Raw genomic sequence first — 25,220 nt, 5'->3', positions numbered from 1 at the left:
CCTGGGTGGGCCTGGGCGCCAACCTGGGCGACGCGCGCCAGACGCTGCGCGAGGCCGTGCAGGCCCTGGCCTCGCTGCCGGGCTGCCGGCTGGCGGCGGTGTCCTCGCTGTGGCGCAGCGCGCCGGTGGACGCCGCGGGCCCGCACTTCTTCAACGCCGTGGCGGCGCTGGACACCACGCTGGCGCCGCTCGCGTTGCTGCGTGCGCTGCAGGCCATCGAGCTGGCGCATGGGCGCGAGCGCCCCTACCGCAACGCGCCGCGCACGCTGGACCTGGACCTGCTGCTCTACGGCGAGCTGCGGCAGGACGACCCGGTGCTCACGCTGCCGCATCCGCGTGCGCACGAGCGCGCCTTCGTCCTGGCGCCGCTGGCCGAGCTTTCGCCGGAGTTGGCGTGGCCGGGGCGCGACGCCACGCCGGCGCGGCTGTTGCCGCTGGTGCAGGACCAGGCGGTGGAGCGGCTGGCGGGTCTCTGGATCTGACGCCGGATTGACAACGCGTTACGGTTTTCACCGTGCATGACGTCACGGTGTCGTGTCTCGCGAATGTCACAGACACGACGACTTGCCCCCCCAGGCACCCCGGGTGCCGTACCGGCCCCCTAATAGAATCGCGGGCTTGCCAACTGAACCCAGCCGTGGCGGCTTGCGCGCGCCCACGGCTCGCCGGCCTTTGTGGCCCGGACGAGAGGACGACATGCTGTTTTCCAAGCTGCTGCCCAAGGAGGGCAATTTCTTCGAGCTGTTCAACCAGCACGGCGCGAAGATTGCCGAAGGCTCCCGGGCCTTCATGCTGATGATCGAGAACTACGCCGATCCGGCATTGCGCCAGCGCTACGCCGACGGCGTGGACTCCGCCGAGCACGATGCCGACAAGGTCACCGCTGAAGTCAACCGGCTGCTGCACAAGACCTTCATCACCCCGATCGATCGCGAACAGATCCTGTCGCTGATCAACGCCATGGACGACGTGCTGGACCTGCTGCAGGACACGGCCGAGACCATGGCGCTGTACGACGTGCATGCCGTCACCGAGGAGCTGCGCTCGCTGGCCGAGCTCAGCGTCAAGTGCTGCGAGCGCGTGCAGCACGCCGTGTCGCTGCTGCCCAAGCTCAACGTGCCGGCCGTGGCCGAGGCCGCCATCAAGACCTGCGAGGAGATCGACAAGCTCGAATCCGACGCCGACCGCGTGATGCGCAGCGCCATGTCCAAGCTGTTCCGCCAGGAGCCCGACGTGCGCGAGCTCATCAAGCTCAAGGCGATCTACGAGCAGCTCGAATCCATCTCCGACCGCTGCGAGGACGTGGCCAACCTGATCGAGGGCGTGGTCCTCGAGAACTCCTGAAGAAGCCGGCTCCGGCTTTTTTCACTCTTCTCATGGATCCCATCCAGACCAGTTTCTGGGTCGTGGCAGTGCTCGTCCTGCTCGCCCTCGTGTTCGACTTCATGAACGGCTTCCACGACGCGGCGAACTCCATCGCCACCGTCGTGTCCACCGGCGTGCTCAAGCCCCAGCAGGCCGTGCTGTTCGCCGCCTTCTTCAACGTGGTGGCCATTGGCATCTTCCAGCTCAAGGTGGCGGCCACCGTGGGCAAGGGCATCGTCGATCCGTCGGTGGTGGACCTGCACGTCATCTTCGGCGCCCTGGTGGGCGCCATCGTGTGGAACGTCGTGACCTGGCTCTACGGCATTCCGTCGAGCTCCTCGCACGCGCTCATCGGCGGCATCGTGGGCGCCACCATGGCCAAGGCCGGCCCGGACCCGCTGGTGTGGTCCGGCGTGCTCAAGACGGTGCTGTTCATCGTGGTGTCGCCCACGCTGGGCTTCCTGCTGGGCTCGCTGCTGATGGTGGCGGTGTCGTGGATCTGCCGGCGCAGCTCGCCGCTGCGCGTGGACAACTGGTTCCGCCGGTTGCAGCTTTTCTCCGCGGGCCTGTACTCGCTGGGCCACGGCGGCAATGACGCCCAAAAGACCATCGGCATCATTTGGCTGCTGCTCATTTCGTCGGGCTACGCCTCGGCCAGCGACAGCATGCCGCCGCAGTGGGTCATCGCCTGCTGCTACATCGCCATCGGCATGGGCACCATGTTCGGCGGCTGGCGCATCGTCCAGACCATGGGCCAGCGCCTGACCAAGCTCAAGCCCGTGGGCGGCTTCTGCGCCGAGACGGGCGGCGCGATGACGCTGTTCTTCGCCACCGCGCTGGGCGTGCCGGTGTCCACCACGCACACCATCACCGGCGCCATCGTCGGCGTGGGCTCCACGCAGCGCGCCTCGGCCGTGCGCTGGGGCGTGGCGGGCAACATCGTGTGGGCCTGGATTCTCACCATCCCGTCCGCGGCCGCCGTGGCCGCCGTGTCCTACTGGGTGAGCGAGCTGTTGTTCTGACGGCTGCCGGCTTCCCGCTTCGCAAGGCCCGCCTCCCGGCGGGCCTTTTTCATTGGCTGAGCTGGCGCGCCTGCTCGACCTGCCACTCGAAATAGCGCTGGCCGCTGAAGGCCACGGTGGCCATGAGCACGCCCGCACCCAGCGCCAGCCCGGCAATGGCGCCCAGCACCGGGCCCCAGCGCGTGTCCTGCACGGGCCAGCCGGGGTTGTGGCGCGCGTCCCAGCGCTCATCCGGCGTGAGGCCGTAGAGGATGGCGCACAGCATGGCCTGCGCCAGCATCAGCCCAAGCAGCGGAATGAGCGCCCAAGCGGCGTGGTCGTCCTGGCCCAGCTCCAGCATGCGGCGCACGCCGTGCAGCCCAAGCAGCGTGGGCAGCGGGTGCAGCCAGCCCGCCACGTCGCGCCAGCCGCGCAGATAGAAGCGGTGCAGGCCCAGGCTGCCGCCCAGCAGCGCGATCCAGGTCGCCAGCGTCTTGGACTTGTAGGCGCCGCGCGCGGGCAATGCGGCCTGCGCGGCTGGATGGATCGGCAAGGGGCTCATGGCGTGCGGGAATGCATGGGAATGTTCCTCAAGGGCCGTGCTTCTTGCAGGCCAAGGGAAAGGAGCGGGCGGGCAGTTTATAATGCGCGGTTTCGGTGCTGGCCGGGCTGCGAAGCCTTGCGCGTATCTAACGGCACCGGACAAGCGAGCCGTGGGTTTGGAGTGCTGCAAAGGGATTTGCTGCTTTCAGGCGCCGCGGCACAGTTTCGATCTGCCTGGCCTGCCCGTGTCCCTGGTGCGGCGATCGTCTTCTCCTGCACATCGAGTCAAAAACATGGTCGTCATTCGTCTGGCCCGCGGCGGTTCCAAAAAGCGCCCCTTCTACAACATCGTGGTTGCCGAGTCGCGCGAGCGCCGCGACGGTCGCTTCATCGAGCGCGTGGGCTTCTACAACCCCGTGGCCTCCGGCGCCGAGCAGCCTCTGCGCGTGGCCCTGGAGCGCGTGAGCTACTGGGCTGGCGTGGGTGCCCAACTGTCGCCCACCGTGGCCCGTCTGGTCGGTGAAGCCAAGAAGGCCACCGCCGGTGCCGCCCCCGCCGCTGCCGCTGAGCCGGCCGCCGCTGCCGAGTAATTCCGGCCGCAAGCGCCTGCAGTTGTCGTTCGCCCATGTCCTGGACGCCCCCCGAGCCCACCTGGCCTGAAGACGCGGTTGAAGTGGGCCGCGTGACGGGGCCCTGGGGCATCAAGGGCTGGATCAAGGTCCAGCCCTACGCGGGCGATCCGCAGGCGCTGTTTTCCTCGCGGCGCTGGTTCCTGCAGCCGCCTGAGCGGCTGCCGGCCGCCGCCGCGACCGCATTCCCCCCACTGCTGAAGATCACCGCCGCGCGCGAGCATGGCGACGGGGTGGTTGCCAGCGCACAGGAAGTGCCTGACCGCAACGCGGCCGAGGCGCTCAAGGGCGCGCGGGTGTTCGTCTCGCGCGCGAGCTTCCCTACCGCCGAAGAGGGCGAGTACTACTGGGTCGACCTCATCGGCCTGGACGTGGTGAACCGCGAGGGCGTTGCCCTGGGCACGGTCACCGATCTGCTCGCCACCGGCCCGCACAGCGTGCTGCGCATCAAGCCCAAGGAAGTGCCCGCGGGCATGACCGAGCTGGAGGCCGAGCGGCTCATCCCCTTCGTTGCCGCCTACATCGACCAGGTGGACCTGGTGCAAAAGCGCATCACGGTCGACTGGGGCGCCGACTACTGACGCATCCGGCGCCGCGCGCGGCGCCGGCCTCAAGCCGTGCTGCGCTTCGACGTCATCACCCTGTTTCCCGAGCTGTTCGCGCCGCACCTGGAAGTCGGCGTGACGCGCCGCGCCTACGCCGGCGGATCGTTGCAGTTGAAACTCTGGCCGCTGCGCGACTTTGCCGAGGGCAACTACCGCCGCGTGGACGATCGCCCCTTCGGCGGCGGCCCCGGCATGGTGATGATGGCCCCGCCGCTGGAGCGTGCTCTGTCCGCCGTGCGCGGTGCGCGCGCGCAGGAGGCGGGCGAGGGTGAAGGTGAGGGTGCAGCGCCCCGCGCGCCCCTGATCCACTTCTCGCCCACGGGCCGCAAGCTCGACCAGGCGCTGGTGCGCGAGCTCGCCGCCGGCTCTGGCGCCGTGCTGCTGTGCGGCCGCTACGAGGGCATAGACCAGCGTTTCCTGGACCGCCACGTGGACCTGGAAGTCAGCCTGGGCGACTTCGTGCTCTCGGGCGGCGAGCTGCCCGCGCTGGCGCTGCTGGATGCCGTGGCGCGGCTGCAGCCCGGTGTGCTGCAGGACGCCGCCTCGCACCAGCAGGACAGCTTCGAAGACGGCCTGCTCGACTGCCCGCACTACAGCCGCCCCGAGCAACTGCCGCGCGCCGACGGCGGCGTGGACGCGGTGCCGGACGTGCTGCTCTCTGGCCACCATGGCCGCATCGCGCGCTGGCGCCGCGAGCGCTCGCTGGAAATCACGGCGCGGCGCAGGGCCGACCTGATTGAGGCGGCGCGCGCCGCCGGACGGCTGAGCAAGGAAGACGAGCGTTTCCTGCGCTCGCTCAAGCTCGACGCCACGCCATAACCTTGTGCCGGCGCCGGGGTGCTCCAGGAAGCCCCCGTTGCTTGGGATATAATCAAAGGCTTTTCGATCCTCTGCCGGGCGAAATTCTTTCGCAGGCCGTGCCGGTCATCCTGACCGGTGCTGCTGAACAACCGACGTGCCGGCACGATCCCTTGGAGAACCCCATGGACCTGATCCAGACCCTCGAGCAGGAAGAAATTGCTCGCCTGAACAAGACCATCCCGGCCTTCGCGCCTGGCGACACCGTGATCGTGAACGTGAACGTGGTCGAAGGCACCCGCAAGCGCGTGCAGGCTTACGAAGGTGTCGTGATTGCCAAGCGCAACCGTGGCCTGAACAGCAGCTTCATCGTCCGCAAGATCTCCAGCGGCGAAGGCGTGGAGCGTACGTTCCAGCTGTACAGCCCGCTGATCGCCAGCATCGACGTCAAGCGCCGTGGCGACGTGCGCCGCGCCAAGCTGTACTACCTGCGCCAGCGCAGCGGCAAGTCGGCCCGCATCAAGGAAAAGCTGGCTTAATTGCCCAGCCGTGGAGGCGACCGCGGCCCGCGTCGCCCGCCTCCACAAGCCGGCCCCGTGCCGGCGACGAAGCCGCCCTCCGGGGCGGCTTTTTGTTTTTCCGCCGCGCCTTAGCCGAATTCCGCGTAGACGCCCGGCGCCGGGTTTTTGTGGCGGGCGCCTATGCTCGTGCCATGGCCACTTTGATCCTCGATCCCCAGTCGGTGCCCGTGATCGGCATGGACGAACACCTGCCCGCCGTGCCGGCCGACGCGCTCACGGCTGCCGCGCTGCGCCGGCGCTTCGCGCATCCGCCGCCCTGGCAGCCCGAGACCCGTGCGGACGGTCGGGAGGGTTTGCCCGTGAAGGCGGATGCCTCCGTGCTGGTGCCGCTGGTCGAGCACGGCGACGGCTCGCTGCACGTGCTGCTGACGCAGCGCACGGCGCATTTGAATGCGCATGCGGGGCAGATCAGCTTCCCCGGCGGCCGTGCCGAGCCCAGCGATGCCGACGCCGTGTTCACCGCGCTGCGCGAGGCGCAGGAGGAGGTGGGCCTGGAGCCGGCGCAGGTGGAAGTCATCGGGTCGCTGCCGGCCTATACCACCATCACCGCCTTTCGCGTCACGCCCGTGGTTGGGCTGCTGCGCGCGCCCTACGAGCTGCGCCTGGACGCGTTCGAAGTGGCCGAAGCCTTCGAGGTGCCGCTGGCGTGGCTGATGACGCCGGCCCACCACCGCCGCCACCACATCGAGCTTGACGGCGCGCCGCGGCAGTTCCTGTCCATGCCCTGGACGGCCAGCGGCAGCCGGCGCGAATACTTCATCTGGGGCGCTACCGCCGCGATGCTGCGCAACCTTTACCGCTTTCTCGCGGCCTGAGCGCAGCACCGTGTTCCAGCCGTTGCCTGGGCACCGGAAGAGGGTGTTGCCGTCGGTATGATCCGCGGCGATGAGTTTCTTCGCCGTCCTGCTGGCCCTTCTGATCGAGCAGCTCAAGCCGCTGCCTCGTGACAATCGCATTCACGACGCCCTGATCACCTGGGTGCGCTGGACCGGACGCAATTTCGACGCCGGGCGCGAGCATCACGCCTGGGTGGTGTGGGGCGTCACGGTGGTGGCGCCCACGCTGCTGGTGGCGGCGCTGTACGCGGGCATCGCGCACCTGAGCGCGCTGGTGGGCCTGGCCTTCGACGTGTTGGTGCTCTACCTCACGCTGGGCTTTCGGCAGTTCAGCCATTTCTTCACCGACATCCGCGACGCGCTGGACCGCGGCGACGAGAACGAAGCGCGCCGCCTGCTGGCCGAGTGGCGCCACCTGGATACCAGCGAGCTGCCGCGCACGGAACTGCTGCGCCACGTCATCGAGCACGCGCTGCTGGCTGCGCACCGCCACGTGTTCGGCGTGTTCTTCTGGTTCGTCCTGCTGTCCTCGCTGGGCCTGGGCCCGGCCGGCGCGGTGCTCTACCGCATGGCCGAGTTCGCCGGCCGCTATTGGGCCTTCAAGAGCCGCAGCCTGGGGGCGCCGGCCAACGACAGGCTCATGGGCCTGTCGCAGCAGCTCTTCACCGGCATAGACCACGTGCCCGCGCGCATGACGGCCTTCGGCTTCGCCGTGGTGGGCAACTTCGAGGAAGCCGTCAACGGCTGGCGGCGCGACGCCGGGCTGTGGGTGCACCACAACGAAGGCATCATCCTTGCCGCCGCCGCGGGCGCCCTGGGCGTGCAGCTCGGCGGCAGCGCCGCACCCGGCATCACGCCGGACCGCAGCAAGACGTTCCAGGTGGGTGCGGGTGGCGAGATCGAAGGCTCGCTGGGCTCCACGCCGGGGCTGCCGCCGCAGCCCGGCCACCTGCAAAGCATCGTGGGCCTGGTGTGGCGCTCGGTGGTGCTGTGGCTGCTGCTGCTGGCGCTGCTGACGCTGGCCAACGTGCTCGGCTGACGGCTGCGCTGCTGCGGCCCCGGCGTCCGCTCAGGGCCGGTGGCTGAGCCGCAGGCTCACCACTTCGTGCGTTCCAGCTCCTCGCGGATCTCGCCGTAGATGCGGTAGCGGCTGGCGGCGATCTCGCCGCGCTCCACGGCCGCGCGCACGCCGCAGCCGGGCTCGTGGCGGTGCGTGCAGTTGTAGAAGCGGCAGTCCGGCAGATGCGCGCGCAGGTCCGGCATGAGCCTGGGCAGCTCCTCGGCGCTGACGTGGCGCAGGCCGAATTCCTGGAAGCCGGGCGAATCCAGCAGCGCGCCATGGCGCACGGCGGGGTCCAGCCAGTACCAGCGCGTGGTGGTGGTGGTGTGGCGGCCGGAGTTGAGCGCCTGCGAGATGTCGCCCACCTGCGCCTGCGCGTCCTGCACCATGAGGTTGACCAGCGTGCTCTTGCCCGTGCCGCTGGGGCCCAGCACCAGCGTGGCGGACTCCTGCAGCAGCGGCCGCAGCAGCTCGCGCGACTCTTGCGGCCGCGTCTTGAGCGAGGCCTCCAGCACCTGCACGCCCATGTCACGGTAGGGCTGCAGCCGCTCGCGCGCGGCTTCGGCCTGCGGCAGCTCGGCCTTGTTGAGCAGCACGCGCACGGGAATGCCGGCGGTCTCGGCGGCGATCAGCGCGCGGCTGAGCTGCGACTCGCTGAACATGGGCTCGCCGGCCACCAGCACCAGGATCTGGTCCAGGTTGGCGGCGAAGGACTTGGTGCGCCACTCGTCCTGCCGCATGAGCAGGTTGCGCCTCGGCTCGACGTGCTCGACCACGCCCTCGTCGCCGCTGGCCTGCCAGCGCACGCGGTCGCCCACCACGCACTCGCTCTTCTTGCCGCGCAGGTGGCATTGCACGCGCGCGCCGTCGGGCGTCTCCACCATCACGTGGCGGCCATGGGCCGTCACGACCAGGCCGACGTCCAGCTCCGTATGCCGCCCCATGTCAGGACTGCGCGCGCAGGGCCGCCAGGCGCTCGGTGGCCGGGGGATGCGAGTAGTAGAAGCGCGCGTACAGCGGGTCGGGCGTGAGCGTGGCGGCGTTGTCCTCGTGCAGCTTGAGCAGGGCGTTGGCCAGGTCGCGGCCGTCGGCCTGCGCGCAGGCGTAAGCGTCGGCCTCGAACTCGTGGCGGCGCGACAGCCGCGCGCCCAGCGGCGAGATCAGGAACATGAAGGGCGGCAGCGCCAGCATGAACAGCAGCAGCGCCAGCGCGTCGTTGGGCGCATCCAGGCTGGGACGCACGCCCAGGCCGGTGTAGAAGCCGGCGCTGGACGCCAGCCAGCCCAGCAGTGCCAGGCCCGCCAGGCTCAGGCCGAAGACCAGCAGCATGCGCTTGAGCACATGGCGGTGCTTGTAGTGGCCCAGCTCGTGCGCGAGCACGGCGGCAATCTCGTTGCCGTTGAGCTTGGACAGCAGCGTGTCGAAGAACACCACGCGCTTGGCCGCGCCCAAGCCGGTGAAGTAGGCGTTGGCATGGGCAGAGCGGCGGCTGCCGTCCATCACGAACAAGCCCTTGGCCGCGAAGCCGCAGCGGCTCATCAGCCCCTGCACCTGCGCCTTGAGCTCGCCGTCAGGCAGCGGCGTGAAGCGGTTGAACAGCGGCGCGATCAGCGTGGGGTAGAGCACCAGCGCCAGCAGTTGAAACACCGTCCACGCCACCCAGGCCCACAGCCACCACAGGCTGCCCGTGGCGCCCATGATCCACAGCACCAGCGCCGCCAGCGGCAGGCCCACGACCACGCCCACCAGCACGCCCTTGAGCTGGTCGCCCAAATAGAGCTTCCAGGTCATGCGGTTGAAGCCGAAGCGCTGCTCCAGCACGAAGGTGCGGTAGAGGTCGAAGGGCAGGTCCAGCACCGCGCCGATCATGGCAAAGGCCGCCAGCAGCGCGAGCTGGTAGCCCATGTCGCCCAACAGGGGCTGCACCGTGTCGCGGACGGCCACGTTGAGCGCGTCCAGGCCGCCGAGCAGCGTCCACACCAGCAGCAGCGCCGAGCTGAAGGCCGCCTGCAGCAGGCCGAAGCGCCCGCGCGCCAGCGTGTAGTCGGCCGCGCGCCGATGCGCCTGCAAGGACACCGACCCCGCGAACGCCGCCGGCACCCTGTCGCGGTGCAGGGCCACGTGGCGCATCTGGCGCGTGGCCAGCCAGAGTTTCAGCAGCAGCGCCAACAGCACGGCGCCTGCGAAGAGCAGGGTCAAGGCAGACATGGTGTCAAGTGTAGGGCTGCGACAATTGCCCCCTCAAATACAGCCCACGAGGACCTTTTCCCATGACGACCGAGCTCGCCGCCAGCGACCAGAACCTGATCTGGATCGATTTGGAGATGACCGGCCTTTACCCCGACCGCGACCGCATCATCGAGATCGCCGTGGTTGTCACCGACGCCCAACTCACCCAGCGTGCCGAAGGCCCGGTGTTCGCCATCCACCAGAGCGACGCCGCGCTGGACGCCATGGACGCGTGGAACAAGGGCACCCACGGGCGCAGCGGCCTGATCGACCGCGTGAAAGCCTCCACCGTGGACGAGGCGCAGGCGCAGGCCGCCGTCATCGAATGGCTCAAGCAGTACGTGGGCGCGGGCAAGAGCCCCATGTGCGGCAACTCCATCTGCCAGGACCGGCGCTTCCTCGCCAACTACATGCCGCAGCTGGAATCCTTCTTCCACTACCGCAACCTGGACGTGAGCACGCTCAAAGAGCTGGCCAAGCGCTGGAAGCCTGCCGCGCTCGAAGGCTTCAAGAAGGCCCAGAAGCACACCGCGCTGGCCGACATCCACGAGTCCATCGACGAGCTGCTGCACTACCGCAAGACCTTCCTGGCGGCCTGAGGCCGCAGGGCTGCCGGGACCTAAGCCCCGGCGTGGTGCAAGGGTTTGCACCAAGTCGCGCTACAATGCCGGCACGGTGTCGTTCTGGCACCGTTCGTACATCCCCTCTGACCTCCATCGAGTTCTCCCGCACGACAGCGCGTGGCGGAGCTTGATTCCTCCGGCGGACCCCTCCCCAAGGGCTTCCGCGGAACCGGTCGGCGGCGATGCCGTCGCTTCCGGACCGGTGCGCCAGCCCTGCTTCTCAGGGTCTGGCTGAATGTTCCTCCCGCGACTTTTGTGTATCCGGCAGCGCCTTGCCTGGCGTCGCCGCAGCCGGCTGCTGTCAGCCGGCGCCGATGAAGAGAACTCCGAATGTCTTTTGATTCCCTGGGCCTGCACGAAGCCCTGACCCGCGCTGTTGCCGACGCCGGCTACGAGAACCCGACCGAAGTCCAGTCGCGCGCCATTCCGCCGGCCATGGAAGGCCGTGATCTGCGCGTGTCCTCCAGCACGGGCAGCGGCAAGACCGCCAGCTTCGTGCTGCCGGCGCTGCAGCGCATCCTGGCCGCCCGCGGCGACAACACCAAGCGCCGCAGCGGCATGACCGGCGCGCGCGTGCTGGTGCTGGCGCCCACCCGCGAGCTGGCGCAGCAGGTGGCCAAGGCCGCCATGGACTATGGCCGCCACGTGCAGGGCCTGCGCGTGGTCACCGTCGTGGGCGGCGTGCCCTACGGCGCGCAGCTCAAGGCGCTGCGCGGCCCGGTGGACATCCTCATCGCCACGCCCGGCCGCCTGATCGACCACGTGCAAAGCGGCAAGGCGCTGCTGGAGCACGTGGAGATGCTGGTGCTCGACGAAGCCGACCGCATGCTGGACATGGGCTTCATCGACGACATCAACTTCATCGCCGGCTGCACGCCCGCCGCGCGCCAGACGGTGATGTACAGCGCCACCTTCGCCGGCCACGTGGGCCGCCTGGCCGACGAGCTGCTGCGCGAGCCGATGAGCGTGGACGTCGCCTCCCACACCGACACGCACGAGAACATCGAGCAGCGCCTGCATTGGGCCGACGACGTCGCGCACAAGAACGCGCTGCTGGACCACCTGCTCACCGGCCGTGAAGTCGAGCAGGCCGTGGTGTTCACCAGCACCCAGGTCGACGCCGACCGCCTGGCCGACCGCCTGGGCGAGTTGGGCCACTCCGTGGCCGCGCTGCACGGCGGCATGCCGCAAGGCCGCCGCAACCGCGTGCTCAACGGCCTGCGCAACCGCCAGTTGCGCGTGCTGGTGGCCACCGACGTGGCCGCCCGCGGCATCGACGTGCCCACCATCAGCCACGTCATCAACTTCGGCCTGCCCATGAAGGCCGAGGACTACGTGCACCGCATCGGCCGTACCGGCCGCGCCGGCCGCTCCGGCCTGGCCGTGACGCTGGCCGAGCGCCGCGACGTGGTGATGATCAAGCGCATCCAGCAGTTCACGACGCAGCAGATCCCGGTGGCCACGGTCACCGGCCTGGAGCCGCGTCAGCCCGAGCCGCGCATCTACCCGGGACGCCCTGACGGCGGCCCCCGCGGCGGCAAGCCGTTCGGCAAGGGCAAGTCTTTCGGCGGCCCGCGCCGTGAAGGTTTCGACCGCGGCCCGCGCCGTGAAGGCGGCTTCGAAGCGCGCCACCAGGGCGAAGGCTTCGCGCCGCGCCACGAAGGTGGCGGCCACTTCGGCGGCCCGCGTCCTGAAGGCCAGGGCCGCTTTGAGCGCCGCCCCGAAGGCGCCTTCAGCCGCCAGGGCGACGGTGCCCGCCACCATGGCGGTGGCGCCCACCACGGCGCGCCGCGTGACCGCAGCCCCTTCGAGCGCCGCAGCGACGGCCCGCAAGGCCACGGCGGCTTCGACCGCGGTGGCGATCGTCCGGCCGCACGCGGTGGCCGCTTCGGCGACCGCCAGGCTGACCGCGGCGGCTTCGGCGGCGGCGAGCGTTCGCGCGGCCCGCGCCGTGACGGCGGCTGGGAGCGTTGATGCCGGCGGCGCCTCGCGCGCCGCTTCGCTGAACCGTTGAAGGCTCAACCAGCCAATAAAAAAACCCGCCCGGCGCGAGCCCGGCGGGTTTTTTCATGGGGAAGGCGAGGGCGCCGTTCAGGCCTTGAGCAGCTCGACCTCGAACACCAGCGTGGCGTTGGGGGGGATAACGCCGCCGGCGCCGTAGGCGCCGTAGCCCAGTTGCGGCGGGATCAGCAGCACGCGCGTGCCGCCGACCTGCATGCCCTGCACGCCCTCGTCCCAGCCCTCGATGACCTGGCCCGCGCCGAGGTTGAAGCGGAAGGGGTCGCGGCGGTCCTTGCTGGAGTCGAACTTGCGGCCGCGGCCGTCGGGTTGCGCGGGGTCGTGCAGCCAGCCGGTGTAGTGCACGGTGACCGGTGCGCCGGCGCGCGCGGTGTCGCCGGTGCCGGGCGTGGTGTCTTCGTACTGCAGGCCGGATGCGGTGGTGATCATGCGGAAGGTCTCCTGGGCAAAGGGCGCATCATGCCAGCGCCCGCCAGCGGTCTTTCACGACCCTTTGCGCTGCCACAGTCCCACCACGAAGCTGATCAGGCTCAGGACGATGAAGAGGACGAACAGGATCTTGGCGATGCCGGCCGCGCCCGCGGCAATGCCGCCAAACCCGAAAAGCGCCGCCAGCAGCGCGACGATGAAGAAGACGATGGCGTAGGGAAGCATGGTCGGCCGTCCTGTAGTTCTTGAAAGGATCCAAGGCGCGGTGCGCGCCGTCTTCATGCTTCACAGCGTAGGTAAACGCCCGTGCCGGTGGGATGGGACGCGGCAGCCCGTGCCTGTCGGCCATGCCTGAATCGGCCTGTAGGACGATGCCCACAGGCCGCCGAGCCCACGCATCCAACAAGGCAAACGCCAGCAAATGGCTCGTAGGAGGTCAGGCCATCGCCGCCGCCTGCGTTTCCTCGGTTCGCAACGGCAACACCGCCTCTATGCGCGTGCCCGCACCAGGCGTGCTTTGCAACAGCAGCCGCCCGCCCTCGGCCTCCACGCGGTAGCGCATGCCCAGCAGGCCGTGGGCGGAAGGCTTTTGCACGCGGGTGTCGAAGCCCTGGCCGTCGTCCTGCACGCTGGCCAGGGCCCAGGCGCCTTCCTCGCGCAGCGTGATGTGCACCTCGCGCGCCTGCGCGTACTTGGCCACGTTGGTCAGCCCTTCCTGCACCAGCCGGTAGACGGTCAGCTCGCAGGCGGGGGTCAGCTTCACGTCCTGCAGCGAGCACGCCACCTTGAGGCCCGAGCGCTGCTCGAACTCGCGCGTCAGGATTTCCAGCGCCGCCACCAGCCCCAGGTTGCTCAGGGCCGAGGGGCGCAGGTCTTCGATGATGCGGCGCTTGAGCGCGATGCCGCTGTTGAGCGTGCTGGTCAGGTGCTCTATGCGCGTGAAGAGCTCCGGCGCGGCGCTGCCCATCTGCACCAGGCGCGAGCGGATGCGTGCCAGGTCCAGCTTGGCGGCGGTGAGCAGGGCGCCCAACTCGTCGTGCAGCTCGCGGGCCAGGCGGCTCTTCTCGTCCTCGCGGGCGCTTTGCAGGTGCTGGGCCAGGTGCGTGAGGTCGGCCGTGCGCTGGCGCACCTGGGCTTCGAGCCGGTCACGCTCCTCCTGCAGCGAGTGCTGGCGCGACTGGCGCTCCAGGTCCAGCGCCACGCTCTGGCGCAGGTACATGAAGAAGGCCAGCAGGCCGATGGCGGTGACGGTGCCCACGCCTATGCGGTTGACCTGCAGCGTCTCCTTGATGCCGTCGCCCTGCTCGGAGATGGCGCGCGTTTCGCTGGCGATGAGCTGGTCGGCTGCCAGCCGCATGGCCTGCATGGCCTCGCGCCCAATGCCGCTGCCCACCAGCGCGCGCCAGGCCTCCTCGCGGCCCTGGGTGCGCAGCTGCAGCGTGGTTTCCAGCTCCGAGAGCTTGTCGGCCACGAGCTGCAGCAGCCGGTCGAGCTGCGGGCGCTGCGGGTCGTTCGCGCCGTAGCGCTGCTGCAGCGCCACGGTGGCCTCGCGAATCTCCTGTACGGCCTTCTGGTAGGGCTGCAGGTACTCGGCGCGGCCGGTGAGCAGGTAGCCGCGCTGGCCGCTTTCGGCGTCCACCACCGCCAGCAGGAGTTGATGCGTGGCCACGCGCGCCACGTTCTGCACGCGCAGCCGCTCGATGTCCTGCACGGCGTGGCGGAAGGAGAGCTCGCTGATCACCAGCAGCCCAAGCGCCGCCACCATCGCGAGCGGAAAGGCGAAGGCACTGCGGCTGAGACGGTCGAACCAAAACGCCAGCCGGGGCATGGTGGCTAAGATGTGTTTCATCGCTGTGTTCGAGGTAGTCAAGCCCATGATTCGCGTTGCCATCGTTGACGATCACGCCATCGTGCGGGCCGGCCTGAAGCAGTTCCTGGCCGAGCAGGAGGACCTTCAGGTCACCGGCGAAGCCGCCAACGGGCGCGAGGCGTTGGAGCTGCTGCGCAAGGGCGAGCTGGACGTGATGCTGATGGACCTGTCCATGCCCGGCCACGGTGGCGTGGACGCGCTGCAGGCCATCAAGGCCCGCGCTCCGGAGCTGCCGGTGCTGATACTCAGCGGCTTCCCCGAGCAGCACTACGCCACCACGCTGCTGCGCCAGGGTGCCAGCGGCTACCTGAACAAAGAGTGCGAGCCCGAGGAGATCGTCAAGGCGATTCGCACCGTGGCGCGCGGGCGGCGCTACATCACCCCGGCCGTGGCCGAGCTGCTGGCTGACCAGCTCGACGGCGGCGGCGACAAGGCGCCGCACGAGCTGCTGTCGGAGCGGGAGTTCCAGGTCTTCCTGCGCCTGGCGCAGGGCGAAACCATCGGCCACATCGCCGACCACATGGCGCTGTCGGTCAAGACGGTGAGCACCTACCGCACGCGCGTGATGGAGAAGATGAACCTGTCCTCCAACAGCGACCTCACCTACTACGCGCTCAAGCACGGCCTCATCCAGTAAGCCAGGCACCCTGGCCGGAGCCGCGCTGCACGGGCGCGGATTCGCGGAGATGAGCAAGCGGCGTGCGCGGGCCTTTCAGTTGCTGGTGGAGCTGGCCCCGGCGAGTTGCATGCACCAGGCGATGAGGGTGTCGATCTCGTTGGACTTGTCGAACACCTCGTCCGCACCGAGCTCCAGGCAGCGGCGGCGCATGTCCGGCGTGGCGAAGTTGCTGAGCACCACCTTCTTCGTGAGCGGGCGCAGCTTCTGCGCCGCCTGCAGCACGCCCAGGCCCGTGCCGCCCTTGAGGAAGATGTCCACGATCATCAGGTCGCAGGGCCGGCCGGCCTCGGCCAGCCAGCGCAGGGCGGTGGTTTCGTCTTCCGCCGAACCGATGACCTGCAACGGGACGAGCTCCTCCAGCGTGGCGATCAGGTTCTCCCGTATCACGGGGCTGTCTTCAACGATGTAGGTGCTCAGTGGTGATGACATGGGCCGGACTGCCGTGGTGTGCGCCCCAATCGGCGTGTGCGCATGTTAGGCCGCCGCGCCGGCCGCTGGCTGTAGTCGCCCGCGGCTGCTCCTTGTAGGAGGCTTCCTACCGTTCCCGGGAATTTCCATTGGCCCAGCGGCAAGCCCAGGCTCGCACCGCCCGCTGCAGCCAGCCATCCACGTCACCGGCTTCTGCCACTGGCAACTGCAGTGCCTGGGCGGCGGTGCGCAGCGCGGCCAGCGGATCGGCAACGTCCACCGCCGGCGCGCCGTGCTGCTTGGAGAGCTTTTCGCCCCGCGCATCCAGCACCAGCGGCAGGTGCAGGTACACCGGCCGCGGCGCGTGGATCTGCTGTTGCAGCCAGATCTGGCGCGCGGTGTTGTCCGTCAAGTCCTCGCCGCGGACGACGTGGGTGACGCCTTGCAGCGCGTCGTCCACCACCACGGCGAGCTGGTAGGACCAGATGCCGTCGGCGCGCTGGAGCACGAAGTCGCCCACCTCGTGCGTCACGTCCTGCGACTGCGCGCCCAGGCGGCGGTCGTCCCAAGCGATGCGCACCGGCGCCGCGTCCGTCCCGCAGCGCAGCCGCCAGGCGCGCGCCGGTTTTCCTCGCAGCCCGTCGCGGCAGGTGCCGGGGTAGACGCGCTCCTCGTGCCGCCGGTGCTCGTGGCCTTGCGCGGCCAGCGCCGCCTCGATGTCGCGCCGGGTGCAGGCGCACGGGTAGGCGAGGTTGCGGCTTGCCAGGTCGTCCAGCGCTTGCTGGTAGACGGCCTCGCGCTGCGACTGCCACAGCGGCGGCTCGTCGGCCTGCAGGCCCAATGCGGCGAGCTGGCGCAGGATTTCGCGGTCGGCGCCGGGCACGCAGCGCGGCGCGTCGGTGTCTTCCATGCGCACCAGCCAGCGCCCGCCGTGGGCGCGCGCGTCCAGCCAGCTTGCCAGCGCCGCCACCAGCGAGCCCGCGTGCAGCGCGCCCGTGGGCGAGGGCGCGAAGCGGCCGACGTAGGCTTGTTCTTTCACTTCCGATCCGGGCCCGCGCGATCAATCCACCGGCGACACCATGCCGGCATGGCGCTCCAGCAGCGCCTGGCGGGTGGCGGGGCTTTGCAGTTGTTCCAGCCACCACTGCAGCGCCAGCCCCTGCGGCGCCTTGCGCGGCTGCGGGGCGGCCGAGGCGCGCCAGGCGTAGCCCAGGCGGGCGCGGGTCTGCTTGCGCTGCGTGGTCTTGACCACCAGCCGCCCGGCGCGGATGTGCTCGCGCGCCAGGGGCTCAGGCACGAAGCCGCAGCCCAGGCAGCGCAGTTGTGCCTCGATCTTGGCCTGCAGGCTGGCGACGGTGAACACGTCCTGGCCGGGCAGCAGGTTCACGGTCAGCGGCGTGAGGCGCTGGGCCGAATCGGCCACGGCCACGGCGCGGTGGCGCAGCAGCTCGGCGTCGGTGACCACGCCTTCCCATTCCGCCAGCGGGTGGTGGGGTGCCACGGCGAAGACGAAGTCGATCTCGCCCAGCGTGCGCAGCTCGATGCCGGGCGGAGCGCTGTGGTCCACGTCCACGCCGATGGCGAGGTCGGCCTGGCCGGACACCAGCGCCTCCCAGGTGCCGGCCAGCACCTCGGTGCGCAGCCGCAGCCGGGTGCCCGGGCCGTCTTGCCCGGCGTTGTTGGGCCGCAGCGCGTAGAAGGCCTCGCACAGCTCGAACATGGTCAGCCGGGAGATCACGCCGTCCATGGCGATGGTGAGCTGCGTCTCCCAGCCGCCGGCGACGCGGCGCACGCGGTGGGCGACGGCCTCCATCTCGGCCAGCAGGCGGCGGCCTTCGCTCAGGAGCTCCTCGCCGGCGGCGGTGAGCTTGGCCTGGCCGGAGCGGCGGTCGAAGAGCAACACGTCCAGCGCGTCTTCGAGCTGGCGGACGCTGTAGGTGAGCGCCGAGGGCACCTTGCCCAGCTCGCGCGCGGCGGCGGCGAAGCTGCCGCAGCGGGCGATGGTGTCCATCATCGCCAGGGCATCGGGGGTCAGCGCGTTGTGCCGCTTCATCATGTTTTCATCTTATTTGAACGGCAGGTTCGAACACGCAAGTGTCTGAATTTGAACCCAAAAACCTACAGTCCTTGGCCATGATCAGCCTGCGCAAGAGCGAGGACCGTGGGTATGCCGACCATGGCTGGCTCAAGAGTTTTCACACCTTCTCCTTCTGCGACTACTTCGATGCGGCGCACAGGGGCTTCGGCAACCTGCGCGTGCTCAACGAAGACCGCCTGGCCTGCAGCACGGGCTTCGGCCCCCACGAGCATCAGGACGTGGAAATCGTGAGCTGGGTGCTGGAAGGCGCGCTGGCGCACAAGGACTGCGCGGGCCGTGCCGGCGTGCTGCGCCCGGGGGCGGTGCAGGTGTTGAGCGCGGGCCGCGGCGTGCGGCACCGCGAGGCCAACGCCGTCAAGGGCGAAGCCACGCACTTTTTGCAGGCCTGGCTGCGGCCCACGTGCAAGGGTGCGGAGCCGGGCTGCGCGCAACTGGACGTGGCGCCGCATCGCATGCGCGGCCGCCTGGCGCTCGTGGCGGCCCCCGAGGCCGGCGAAGGCACGCTGCGCTGGCATGCCGACGCGCGGCTGTACGCGGGCGCTTTCGACGGTGACGAGGCGGCGGCGCTGGCGCTGGAGCCCGGCCGCCTGGCTTGCGTGCACGTGGCGCGCGGCAGCGTGGAGGTCAACGGCCGGCGCTTGAACACCGGTGACGCCGCCCTGCTGAGCGAGGAGCCGCGCGTGCTGCTTCGTGCGGGGCAGGGCGCGGAGGTGCTGGTGTTCGATCTCGCGCCCTGAGACTTACTGCACGGGGCGGCCGCTGGCGCCGCGCGGGCCGTCGCTACAGTGGCGCCCAATGAAAAATTTCTTAGATGTGCTGAGCGAGCTGCCCTGGCTGGACTGGCTGGCGCTGGCGGCCTTCCTGGCCGGCTGGGTGGGCTACGCCACCTTCGCGCGGCGCCAGGGTTTCAGGGAGCGCTCGCTGCTGGCCATCAGCAACCGCGTGCGGCGGCAGTGGATGCTGCAGACCACCTTCCGCGACAACCGGGTGCTGGACGGCGTGGTGGTGCAGAGCATGTCCTCGGGGCCGAGTTTCTTTGCCTCCACCACCATCCTGATCATCGGCGGCCTGCTGGCCATGCTGTCCACGACGGAGCGGGTGGCGGAACTGGTCAAGGAAATTCCTTTTGCCGCGCGCACCAGCGTGCTGATATTCGACATGAAGCTCGTCCTGCTGACGGGCATCTTCGTCCACGCCTTTTTCCGCTTCACCTGGAGCATCCGGCAATACAGCTTTGGCGCGCTGCTGGTGGGCGCGGCGGCGGACCGGGATGTGTTCGCCGCCATGGGCGAGAAGGCTGCGGCGCAGCGCGAGGCCTTTGCCGACCGCGCCGGGCGCGTGATGGCGCTGGCGGCCGAGGCTTTCAACGACGGGCTGCGCGCCTATTACATGGCCTTCGCCGTGGTGGGCTGGTTCTTCTCGCCGCTGTTTTTCATGGTCGCCACGGCGGGGGTGATTTATGTGCTTTACCAGCGCGAGTTTCGGTCGGACGTGTTGGAGGCGTTGAGGGGATAAGTGGTCATGGGGCGCGTCGTTCGGGTTTCTGAACGATGCGCCTTGCAGCTTGGAAGAAGCTCGGCCTACTGCTTCTCAATGAACGGCTGTGCCGCCGCCAAGCTCTGCCCCGGCGCCTCCTCCTGCGGCACATGCCCCACGCCATCCAGCAATTGCAGCCGGCTGCCCGGGATGGCTGCCTGCAACGCCTCGCCCAGCGCGGGCGGCGTGAGTTGATCTTGCGCGCCCCACAGCAGCAGCACGGGCAGGCGCAGTCGCCTGAAAGCCGCTGATGCTTCGTCGCCGGACGGCCTCTGGCGCCATTGCTGCAGCAGTGCCCAGCGGTTGCCCTCGCTGAGCAGCAGGTCGCGGCGGCGGTCGATTTGGGCGTCTGAAAGCTGGGATGGATGGGCGTAGAGGCTGCGCAGCACTTCGGCCAGCAGCGGGCGCGGCATCAGGCCGTTGACCAGCACCGCCGGCCACGGCAGCGCGGCGGCCAGGCGCGGGGCCGGGGGGATGTTCTCCATCGGGACGGGCGCGCCGGCCAACAGCAGCAGCCGCGTCGCGCGTTGCGGCGCCAACAGCGCCACATGCGCCGCCACGCCGGCGCCGCGGCCTTGGGCGATGAGGCGAAAGCGCTGCACGTGCAGGTGGTCCAACAGCGCCAGCACGGCGCGGGCGTCGGTGGCCACGCGGTAGTCGCCTCCAGCGGCGGTGGAGGACAGGCCGCTGCCGGGCAGATCCAGCCGGATGACGCGGTGCGTGCCGCGCAGCGCTGCGGTCCAGGGCTCCCAGTCGTGCAGGCTGCCGCCCAAGCCGTGCAGCAGCACCAGGGGCTCCCTGTCCTCGCGCGGGCCCTCGTCGCGCAGGTGGACGATGCGGCCCGCGACCTCTTCGAACTGCGAGGGCGGCATGCCCCAGCGTTCCACCAGCGACTGCGCCGGTTGCGGCGGCGTGTGCCACCAGGCCGCGGCGGCGGCCAGCGCCATCAGCGCCAGGCCCAGCAGGCGCAGCAGGGAGGCGCGCAGGTCCATGCGGGCAGCGGAAATCGCTGGTGCGTCAGGCCGCCGCCGGCTCGGCCGGCTGCAGGTCGGCGGCCAGGCCCACGCGCTCGTCGAAGACGAAACAGGCGCCGCGCCAGCGCGGGGCGTGCGTCTGCTCGAAATACTTGAGGATGCCGCCTTCGAGCTGCCAGACGTTGGCCAGGCCCGCCTCCTGCATCAGCAGCGCGGCCTTCTCGCAGCGGATGCCGCCGGTGCAGTAGCTCACCACGGTCTTGCCTTGCAGCGCGGCCAGGTTCGCCTGCAGCGCGTCGGGAAACTCGCTGAACTTCGTCAGGCGCCAGTCGATGGCGTCTTCGAACGCCCCGGCGTCCACCTCGAAGCCGTTGCGCGTGTCCAGCATGACGACGGGGCGGCCCGCGTCGTCGTGGCCCTGCTCCAGCCAGCGCGCCAGCGTGGGGGCGGGCAGCGCGGGCGCGCGGCCCGCGGCGGGGCGGATGGCCGGGCGGTTCATGCGGATGATTTCGCGCTTGACCTTCACCAGCAGCCGCTTGAAGGGCACGGTGTCGCTGAAGCTTTCCTTGGGCGACAGGTCGGCGAAGCGCTCGTCCTGTTGCAACTGATGCACCCAGCCGCGCACGCCTTCCGGCGAGCCGGCCAGGAACAAATTGATGCCTTCCTCGGCCAGCAGCACGGTGCCCTTGAGGCCCAGGGCGAGGGCGCGCTCGTAGAGGGTGGCGCGCAGCTCGGCGGCGTCGGCCAGGAGGTGGAACTTGTAGGCGGAGATGTTCAGTACGGCTTTCACGGGCGGGATTCTGTCAGGGGGGCGTCCGTAAAATCCCGGGATGCCTTTCGTTCACCTGCGCACTCATACCGAATATTCCGTCGTCGACGGCACGCTCCGCATCGACGACGCCGTGGCCGCGGCCCGTGCCGACGGCCAGGTGGCGCTGGGCATCACGGACTTCAACAACCTCTTTGGCGCCCTCAAGTTCTACAGCGCCTGCCGCAAGAAGGGGCTCAAGCCCGTGGTGGGCGTGGACGTGTGGATGGAGCCCGAGGAAGGGCAGGCGCAGCCCAGTCGCCTGGCGCTGCTGGTGCAGAACGTCGATGGCTACCACAACCTCAGCGAGCTGCTGGCCCGCGCCTGGACGCGCAACACCCAGCGCGCCCAGGCCTGGGTGAAGTGGGAGTGGCTGGAGGAGTTGGGCGGCGGGTTGATCGCCCTGTCCGGCGCCGATTGCGGCAACGTGGGCCTGGCCCTGAATGCCGGCGACACGCGTCGCGCCAAGGCCGCCGCGCTGCGGCTGGCGGAGATTTTCCCGGACCGCTTCTATCTGGAGCTGCAGCGCGCCGGCCTGCCGGGCAACGAGGCGCATGTGCGCGCCGCCGTGGCGCTGGCCGGGCAGTTGCGGTTGCCGGTGGTGGCGACGCATCCCATCCAGTTCCTGGAGCCAGACGACTTCGAGGCCCACGAGGCGCGCGTGTGCATCGCCGAGGGCGAGACGCTGGGCAACCCGCGGCGGGTGAAGCGCTTCACGCGCGACCAGCACTTCAAGACCCAGGCGGAGATGGAAAAGCTCTTCGCCGACGTGCCCAGCGCCATCGCCAACACGGTGGAGATCGCCAAGCGCTGCAGCCTGAGCCTGGTGCTGGGCAAGCCGCAGCTGCCTGACTTTCCCACGCCGCCGCTGGCCGACGGCAGCCCCATGCCGATTGCGGACTACTTCCGCCAGGCGTCCTTCGAGGGGCTGGAGCTGCGTTTGAAAATGCTGTTCCCCGACGAGGCCAAGCGCGACGCCGAGCGGCCGCGCTACGTGGACCGGCTGGAGTTCGAGATCGGGACCATCTTGAAGATGGGCTTCCCGGGCTACTTCCTGATCGTGTCGGACTTCATCAAGTGGGCCAAGGAGAACGGCTGCCCGGTTGGGCCGGGCCGGGGCTCCGGCGCGGGCTCGCTAGTGGCCTACGCGCTGCTGATCACGGACCTCGACCCGCTGCAATACAACCTGCTGTTCGAGCGCTTCCTGAACCCGGAGCGGGTGTCCATGCCCGACTTCGACATCGACTTCTGCCAGGGCAACCGCGATCGGGTCATCGAGTACGTCAAGAACAAGTACGGCCGCGAGGCGGTGAGCCAGATCGCCACCTTCGGCACCATGGCCGCCAAGGCCGCGCTGCGCGACGTGGGCCGCGTGCTGGGCATGGGCTATGGCCATGTGGACAGCATCGCCAAGCTCATCCCCGCGCCGCCGGGCAAGAGCGTGACGCTGGCCAAGGTGCCGGACAAGCCGGAGAGCAACGTCATCTACGCGCGCCAGGAGGCGCCGGAGCTGGAGCAGCGCGAAGCCGCGGAAGAGGAGGTCGCGGAGCTTTTGAAGCTGGCCATGCGCGTGGAAGGCATGGTGCGCAACATCGGCATGCACGCCGGGGGCGTGCTGATCGCGCCGGGCAAGATCACCGACTTCTGCCCGCTGTACCAGCAGCCCGGCAGCGACTCGGCGGTCAGCCAGTACGACAAGGACGACGTGGAAGCGATCGGCCTGGTGAAGTTCGACTTCCTGGGCCTGGCGACGCTGACCATCCTGGAACTGGCGCGGCACTTCATCGTTTCGCGCCACGCGGACCAGAAGGACTTCGCCTTCGAGACGATTCCGCTGGACGACCGGCGCGTCTACGACCTCTTCTCCAAGGGCCTGACCGAGGCGGTGTTCCAGTTTGAAAGCCGCGGCATGCAGGGCATGTTGCGCGACGCCAAACCGAGCCGGCTGGAAGATTTGATTGCGCTGAACGCGCTGTACCGGCCGGGTCCGATGGACCTGATCCCGACCTTCGTGGCGCGCAAGCACGGCCGCGAGGAGGTGATTTACCCGCATCCGCTGACCGAGCCCGTCCTGTCCGAGACCTACGGGATCATGGTCTACCAGGAGCAGGTGATGCAGGTGGCGCAGGTGCTGGGCGGCTACTCGCTCGGCGGCGCCGACATGCTGCGCCGGGCCATGGGCAAGAAGAAGCCCGAGGAGATGGCCAAGCACCGGGAAATCTTCCGCAAGGGCGCGGCCGAGAAGAACATCGACCAGGCCAAGGCGGACGAGGTCTTCGACCTGATGGAGAAGTTCGCGGGCTACGGCTTCAACAAGTCGCACGCCGCCGCCTACTCCCTGCTGGCCTACCACACGGGCTGGCTCAAGGTGCATTACACGGCCGAGTTCTTCGCGGCCAACATGACCATCGAGCTGGACGACACCGACAAGCTCAAGGTGCTGCTGGCCGATGCGCGCAACAACTTCGGCATCCAGTTCGACCCGCCGGACGTGAACGCCAGCGTCTACCGCTTCGAGCCGGTGGAGAGCAAGCGCATCCGCTACGGCCTGGGCGCCATCAAGGGCACGGGGCAGGGCGCGATCGAGGCCATCGTGGCCGCGCGCAAGGAGGGCGGGGCGTTCAAGAGCTTCTTCGACTTCTGCGCCCGCGTGGACCGCAGCCGCGTCAACAAGCGCGTGATGGAGGCGCTGGTCAAGGCCGGGGCCTTCGATTCGCTCTACCCGAGCGAGCAGCGCGCCAGCCTGCTGGCCAGCGTGGGCCTGGCCTTCGAGTGGGCCAACACGCAGGCGGCGCATGTGGACCAGGGCGGCCTCTTCGATTTCGGCGACGACAGCCACGGCTCCAGCGCGCAGGAGCCGCCGCTGGTGGTGGTGGAGCCCTGGAGCATCAAGGAGCGGCTGCTGCAGGAGAAGACGGCCATCGGCTTCTTCCTGAGCGGCCACCTCTTCGACCAGTGCGAGGAGGAGGTGCGGCGCTTTGCGCGGCTGCGCGTGGCCGACCTGCAGGACAGCCGTGAGCCGCAACTGCTGGCCGGGATCGTCACCGAGCTGCGCATCGTCAACGGCGCGCGCGGGCGCGTGGGCATCTTCAAGCTCGACGACCGCAGCGGCTTCATCGAGGCGGTGGCCGACGAGCGGCTGCTGGACGCCAACAAGGAGCTGCTGCGCGACGACGAGCTGGTCATTGTCCAGGCCAAGTGCCAGCCCGACCGCTTCAGCGGCGGGCTGCGGCTTAACGTGCAGCAGGTGTGGGATTTGGCGGCGGCGCGCTGCCGCTTCGCGCGCTTCTTGCGCGTGCCGGTCAACGGCACGGCGCCGCCGGTGGAGGAGGTGTTGCGCGACTTCCCGGCGCGGCGCTTCGAGGACGAGGCCGGCGAGCAGTTCCAGGGGCTGACCGTGCGGCTGCTGCTGCAGCGCGAGGGTGCGCAGGCCGAGCTGGACCTGGGCGACGCGGCGCGCTTCTATCCCACCGACGAAGCGCTGGCATGCTGGTCGCGCGGCACGCACGGCAAGAGCCGCCTCGTGTATGGCGCCGAAGCAACAAGCTGATTCAATCTGGTGCATCGCCGCTGTCCGCCGGGTGGCGGGCGTGGCACGTTGAGCCACCTGAACGACAACGCAAGGGATTTGAATGAAGGTCTTGGTCACTGCCGCGCTGGCCGCGGTGTCGCTGTTGGCGCTGGGCAGCGCCCACGCCACGGATGTGGGCGTGTCGGTGCAGATCAGCGAGCCGGGCGTGTATGGCCGCGTGGACATCGGCCGCTTTCCACAGCCGGCCGTGATGGTGGCGCAGCCCGTCATCGTCCAGCAGCCGGCTTACGTGGTGGCGCAGCCGCAGCCGGTGTACCTGTGGGTGCCACCGGGCCATCAGAAGAAATGGCGCAACTATTGCGGCCGCTACAACGCCTGCGGCGTGCCGGTGTATTTCGTCCAGGACCGCTGGTACCGGGACCACGTGCTGCCGCACCGCGGCGAGCGCTACGAGCGCCATGACCGCGACGATCGCGGTGGCCGCGGCGACTGGCGCGACGAGCGCGGGGGCGGCGGCCGCGACTGGGACGACCATCCCGGCCATGGGAATGGCCATGGCCACGGGCATGGCCACGGCAAGCACAAGGACTGATGCCT

General features: G+C 69.5%; 27 protein-coding genes. 16 read left to right on the top strand and 11 right to left on the bottom strand.

The annotated features are described in order from the left end of the window. The 3 genes from folK to SM757_RS21225 form a co-directional block, all read left to right on the top strand. Window positions 1-482, top strand: a 482-nt coding sequence (gene folK / locus SM757_RS21235; protein ID WP_322466941.1) for a 2-amino-4-hydroxy-6-hydroxymethyldihydropteridine diphosphokinase, incomplete at its 5' end; no start/stop codon positions are given. Window positions 483-696: 214 nt separating this feature from the next. Beyond that, entirely contained in the window at window positions 697-1,344 is a 648-nt protein-coding gene (locus tag SM757_RS21230; RefSeq protein ID WP_066334839.1) for a DUF47 domain-containing protein, read from the top strand. 32 nt (window positions 1,345-1,376) lie between these two features. Then, window positions 1,377-2,387: an inorganic phosphate transporter gene (locus tag SM757_RS21225; RefSeq protein WP_066334832.1), complete on the top strand. Its 1,011-nt coding sequence runs from the start codon at window positions 1,377-1,379 to the stop codon at window positions 2,385-2,387. A gap of 49 nt (window positions 2,388-2,436) precedes the next feature. Here the strand turns inward: SM757_RS21225 and SM757_RS21220 are convergent, their stop codons facing one another. Next, window positions 2,437-2,928, bottom strand: a complete 492-nt coding sequence (locus SM757_RS21220) for a TM2 domain-containing protein (protein ID WP_066334830.1) — start codon at window positions 2,926-2,928, stop codon at window positions 2,437-2,439. Window positions 2,929-3,202: 274 nt separating this feature from the next. Here SM757_RS21220 and rpsP point away from each other — a divergent pair, with 274 nt between their 5' ends. From rpsP to SM757_RS21190, 6 genes are all read left to right on the top strand, one after another. Then, window positions 3,203-3,499, top strand: a complete 297-nt coding sequence (rpsP, locus tag SM757_RS21215) for a 30S ribosomal protein S16 (RefSeq protein ID WP_066334828.1) — start codon at window positions 3,203-3,205, stop codon at window positions 3,497-3,499. Window positions 3,500-3,534: 35 nt separating this feature from the next. Further along, window positions 3,535-4,119: a ribosome maturation factor RimM gene (rimM, locus tag SM757_RS21210; protein ID WP_322466940.1), complete on the top strand. Its 585-nt coding sequence runs from the start codon at window positions 3,535-3,537 to the stop codon at window positions 4,117-4,119. Between the two features lie 39 nt (window positions 4,120-4,158). Further along, complete coding sequence (gene trmD, locus SM757_RS21205; protein ID WP_322466943.1) at window positions 4,159-4,962, top strand: tRNA (guanosine(37)-N1)-methyltransferase TrmD; 804 nt, start codon at window positions 4,159-4,161, stop codon at window positions 4,960-4,962. A gap of 164 nt (window positions 4,963-5,126) precedes the next feature. Further along, complete coding sequence (gene rplS / locus SM757_RS21200) at window positions 5,127-5,480, top strand: 50S ribosomal protein L19 (protein ID WP_066334822.1); 354 nt, start codon at window positions 5,127-5,129, stop codon at window positions 5,478-5,480. A 173-nt stretch (window positions 5,481-5,653) separates the two neighbouring features. Continuing rightward, entirely contained in the window at window positions 5,654-6,337 is a 684-nt protein-coding gene (locus SM757_RS21195; RefSeq protein WP_066334816.1) for a CoA pyrophosphatase, read from the top strand. A gap of 70 nt (window positions 6,338-6,407) precedes the next feature. After that, window positions 6,408-7,397, top strand: a complete 990-nt coding sequence (locus SM757_RS21190) for a CobD/CbiB family protein (protein ID WP_066334814.1) — start codon at window positions 6,408-6,410, stop codon at window positions 7,395-7,397. 56 nt (window positions 7,398-7,453) lie between these two features. On the opposite strand, the gene rsgA is transcribed toward SM757_RS21190, so the two are convergent. Together rsgA and SM757_RS21180 are read right to left on the bottom strand one after the other, a co-directional pair. Continuing rightward, a complete protein-coding gene (gene rsgA, locus SM757_RS21185) occupies window positions 7,454-8,362 on the bottom strand; it encodes a ribosome small subunit-dependent GTPase A (RefSeq protein ID WP_066334808.1) in 909 nt (302 codons plus the stop codon). Between the two features lies 1 nt (window position 8,363). After that, window positions 8,364-9,626 carry a M48 family metallopeptidase gene (locus SM757_RS21180; RefSeq protein WP_322466939.1) on the bottom strand — a complete coding sequence of 421 codons (1,263 nt, stop codon included), beginning with the start codon at window positions 9,624-9,626 and terminating at the stop codon, window positions 8,364-8,366. A 62-nt stretch (window positions 9,627-9,688) separates the two neighbouring features. On the opposite strand from SM757_RS21180, the gene orn reads away from it, so the two are divergent. Together orn and SM757_RS21170 are read left to right on the top strand one after the other, a co-directional pair. Next, window positions 9,689-10,246: an oligoribonuclease gene (orn, locus tag SM757_RS21175; protein ID WP_066334804.1), complete on the top strand. Its 558-nt coding sequence runs from the start codon at window positions 9,689-9,691 to the stop codon at window positions 10,244-10,246. Window positions 10,247-10,600: 354 nt separating this feature from the next. Beyond that, window positions 10,601-12,244, top strand: a complete 1,644-nt coding sequence (locus tag SM757_RS21170) for a DEAD/DEAH box helicase (protein ID WP_084267355.1) — start codon at window positions 10,601-10,603, stop codon at window positions 12,242-12,244. Window positions 12,245-12,361: 117 nt separating this feature from the next. Here SM757_RS21170 and SM757_RS21165 read toward each other — a convergent pair whose 3' ends face one another. From SM757_RS21165 to SM757_RS21155, 3 genes are all read right to left on the bottom strand, one after another. Then, the gene (locus SM757_RS21165) at window positions 12,362-12,718 is read right to left on the bottom strand and encodes an FKBP-type peptidyl-prolyl cis-trans isomerase (protein WP_066334801.1); all 357 of its coding nucleotides are present in this window, start codon (window positions 12,716-12,718) and stop codon (window positions 12,362-12,364) included. A 54-nt stretch (window positions 12,719-12,772) separates the two neighbouring features. Continuing rightward, window positions 12,773-12,943 (bottom strand): DUF1328 family protein, encoded by a 171-nt coding sequence (locus tag SM757_RS21160; protein ID WP_084267354.1) that lies wholly within the window; start codon window positions 12,941-12,943, stop codon window positions 12,773-12,775. Between the two features lie 211 nt (window positions 12,944-13,154). Next, window positions 13,155-14,567 carry a CHASE3 domain-containing protein gene (locus tag SM757_RS21155; protein ID WP_322466938.1) on the bottom strand — a complete coding sequence of 471 codons (1,413 nt, stop codon included), beginning with the start codon at window positions 14,565-14,567 and terminating at the stop codon, window positions 13,155-13,157. Window positions 14,568-14,592: 25 nt separating this feature from the next. On the opposite strand from SM757_RS21155, the gene SM757_RS21150 reads away from it, so the two are divergent. After that, window positions 14,593-15,225: a response regulator gene (locus tag SM757_RS21150; protein WP_066334932.1), complete on the top strand. Its 633-nt coding sequence runs from the start codon at window positions 14,593-14,595 to the stop codon at window positions 15,223-15,225. A 75-nt stretch (window positions 15,226-15,300) separates the two neighbouring features. On the opposite strand, the gene SM757_RS21145 is transcribed toward SM757_RS21150, so the two are convergent. The 3 genes from SM757_RS21145 to SM757_RS21135 form a co-directional block, all read right to left on the bottom strand. Beyond that, on the bottom strand, window positions 15,301-15,696 hold the full coding sequence (locus SM757_RS21145; RefSeq protein ID WP_322466937.1) for a response regulator: 396 nt from the start codon (window positions 15,694-15,696) through the stop codon (window positions 15,301-15,303). A 106-nt stretch (window positions 15,697-15,802) separates the two neighbouring features. Next, the gene (gluQRS, locus tag SM757_RS21140) at window positions 15,803-16,714 is read right to left on the bottom strand and encodes a tRNA glutamyl-Q(34) synthetase GluQRS (protein ID WP_322466936.1); all 912 of its coding nucleotides are present in this window, start codon (window positions 16,712-16,714) and stop codon (window positions 15,803-15,805) included. 21 nt (window positions 16,715-16,735) lie between these two features. Next, window positions 16,736-17,731, bottom strand: a complete 996-nt coding sequence (locus SM757_RS21135) for a LysR family transcriptional regulator (RefSeq protein ID WP_066334782.1) — start codon at window positions 17,729-17,731, stop codon at window positions 16,736-16,738. 77 nt (window positions 17,732-17,808) lie between these two features. On the opposite strand from SM757_RS21135, the gene SM757_RS21130 reads away from it, so the two are divergent. Together SM757_RS21130 and SM757_RS21125 are read left to right on the top strand one after the other, a co-directional pair. Then, the gene (locus SM757_RS21130) at window positions 17,809-18,510 is read left to right on the top strand and encodes a pirin family protein (RefSeq protein ID WP_322466935.1); all 702 of its coding nucleotides are present in this window, start codon (window positions 17,809-17,811) and stop codon (window positions 18,508-18,510) included. 58 nt (window positions 18,511-18,568) lie between these two features. Next, a complete protein-coding gene (locus SM757_RS21125; protein WP_322466934.1) occupies window positions 18,569-19,288 on the top strand; it encodes a DUF599 domain-containing protein in 720 nt (239 codons plus the stop codon). Window positions 19,289-19,353: 65 nt separating this feature from the next. Here SM757_RS21125 and SM757_RS21120 read toward each other — a convergent pair whose 3' ends face one another. Further along, window positions 19,354-20,301 (bottom strand): alpha/beta fold hydrolase, encoded by a 948-nt coding sequence (locus SM757_RS21120; RefSeq protein ID WP_322466933.1) that lies wholly within the window; start codon window positions 20,299-20,301, stop codon window positions 19,354-19,356. A gap of 25 nt (window positions 20,302-20,326) precedes the next feature. Then, window positions 20,327-21,073: a sulfurtransferase gene (locus SM757_RS21115; protein WP_322466932.1), complete on the bottom strand. Its 747-nt coding sequence runs from the start codon at window positions 21,071-21,073 to the stop codon at window positions 20,327-20,329. 40 nt (window positions 21,074-21,113) lie between these two features. On the opposite strand from SM757_RS21115, the gene dnaE reads away from it, so the two are divergent. Beyond that, on the top strand, window positions 21,114-24,641 hold the full coding sequence (gene dnaE, locus SM757_RS21110) for a DNA polymerase III subunit alpha (RefSeq protein WP_322466931.1): 3,528 nt from the start codon (window positions 21,114-21,116) through the stop codon (window positions 24,639-24,641). A gap of 82 nt (window positions 24,642-24,723) precedes the next feature. Continuing rightward, complete coding sequence (locus tag SM757_RS21105) at window positions 24,724-25,215, top strand: hypothetical protein (RefSeq protein WP_322466930.1); 492 nt, start codon at window positions 24,724-24,726, stop codon at window positions 25,213-25,215. Window positions 25,216-25,220: the final 5 nt, after the last annotated feature.

The sequence above is a fragment of the Azohydromonas lata genome (assembly GCF_034427735.1).
Taxonomy (GTDB): Bacteria; Pseudomonadota; Gammaproteobacteria; order Burkholderiales; family Burkholderiaceae_C; genus Azohydromonas; species Azohydromonas lata.
Note: the sequence above shows the minus strand (reverse complement) of the source record. Positions and strands in the feature narration are given on the sequence as shown.

What these genes read in the sequence shown, in the direction of transcription:
- SM757_RS21230 (WP_066334839.1), top strand. Translation starts at nt 697, where the DNA reads ATGCTGTTTTCCAAGCTGCTGCCCAAGGAGGGCAATTTCTTCGAGCTG.
- SM757_RS21225 (WP_066334832.1), top strand. Translation starts at nt 1,377, where the DNA reads ATGGATCCCATCCAGACCAGTTTCTGGGTCGTGGCAGTGCTCGTCCTG.
- SM757_RS21220 (WP_066334830.1), bottom strand. Translation starts at nt 2,928, where the DNA reads ATGAGCCCCTTGCCGATCCATCCAGCCGCGCAGGCCGCATTGCCCGCG.
- rpsP (WP_066334828.1), top strand. Translation starts at nt 3,203, where the DNA reads ATGGTCGTCATTCGTCTGGCCCGCGGCGGTTCCAAAAAGCGCCCCTTC.
- rimM (WP_322466940.1), top strand. Translation starts at nt 3,535, where the DNA reads ATGTCCTGGACGCCCCCCGAGCCCACCTGGCCTGAAGACGCGGTTGAA.
- rplS (WP_066334822.1), top strand. Translation starts at nt 5,127, where the DNA reads ATGGACCTGATCCAGACCCTCGAGCAGGAAGAAATTGCTCGCCTGAAC.
- SM757_RS21195 (WP_066334816.1), top strand. Translation starts at nt 5,654, where the DNA reads ATGGCCACTTTGATCCTCGATCCCCAGTCGGTGCCCGTGATCGGCATG.
- SM757_RS21190 (WP_066334814.1), top strand. Translation starts at nt 6,408, where the DNA reads ATGAGTTTCTTCGCCGTCCTGCTGGCCCTTCTGATCGAGCAGCTCAAG.
- rsgA (WP_066334808.1), bottom strand. Translation starts at nt 8,362, where the DNA reads ATGGGGCGGCATACGGAGCTGGACGTCGGCCTGGTCGTGACGGCCCAT.
- SM757_RS21180 (WP_322466939.1), bottom strand. Translation starts at nt 9,626, where the DNA reads ATGTCTGCCTTGACCCTGCTCTTCGCAGGCGCCGTGCTGTTGGCGCTG.
- orn (WP_066334804.1), top strand. Translation starts at nt 9,689, where the DNA reads ATGACGACCGAGCTCGCCGCCAGCGACCAGAACCTGATCTGGATCGAT.
- SM757_RS21170 (WP_084267355.1), top strand. Translation starts at nt 10,601, where the DNA reads ATGTCTTTTGATTCCCTGGGCCTGCACGAAGCCCTGACCCGCGCTGTT.
- SM757_RS21165 (WP_066334801.1), bottom strand. Translation starts at nt 12,718, where the DNA reads ATGATCACCACCGCATCCGGCCTGCAGTACGAAGACACCACGCCCGGC.
- SM757_RS21160 (WP_084267354.1), bottom strand. Translation starts at nt 12,943, where the DNA reads ATGCTTCCCTACGCCATCGTCTTCTTCATCGTCGCGCTGCTGGCGGCG.
- SM757_RS21155 (WP_322466938.1), bottom strand. Translation starts at nt 14,567, where the DNA reads ATGAAACACATCTTAGCCACCATGCCCCGGCTGGCGTTTTGGTTCGAC.
- SM757_RS21150 (WP_066334932.1), top strand. Translation starts at nt 14,593, where the DNA reads ATGATTCGCGTTGCCATCGTTGACGATCACGCCATCGTGCGGGCCGGC.
- SM757_RS21145 (WP_322466937.1), bottom strand. Translation starts at nt 15,696, where the DNA reads ATGTCATCACCACTGAGCACCTACATCGTTGAAGACAGCCCCGTGATA.
- SM757_RS21135 (WP_066334782.1), bottom strand. Translation starts at nt 17,731, where the DNA reads ATGATGAAGCGGCACAACGCGCTGACCCCCGATGCCCTGGCGATGATG.
- SM757_RS21130 (WP_322466935.1), top strand. Translation starts at nt 17,809, where the DNA reads ATGATCAGCCTGCGCAAGAGCGAGGACCGTGGGTATGCCGACCATGGC.
- SM757_RS21125 (WP_322466934.1), top strand. Translation starts at nt 18,569, where the DNA reads ATGAAAAATTTCTTAGATGTGCTGAGCGAGCTGCCCTGGCTGGACTGG.
- SM757_RS21120 (WP_322466933.1), bottom strand. Translation starts at nt 20,301, where the DNA reads ATGGACCTGCGCGCCTCCCTGCTGCGCCTGCTGGGCCTGGCGCTGATG.
- dnaE (WP_322466931.1), top strand. Translation starts at nt 21,114, where the DNA reads ATGCCTTTCGTTCACCTGCGCACTCATACCGAATATTCCGTCGTCGAC.
- SM757_RS21105 (WP_322466930.1), top strand. Translation starts at nt 24,724, where the DNA reads ATGAAGGTCTTGGTCACTGCCGCGCTGGCCGCGGTGTCGCTGTTGGCG.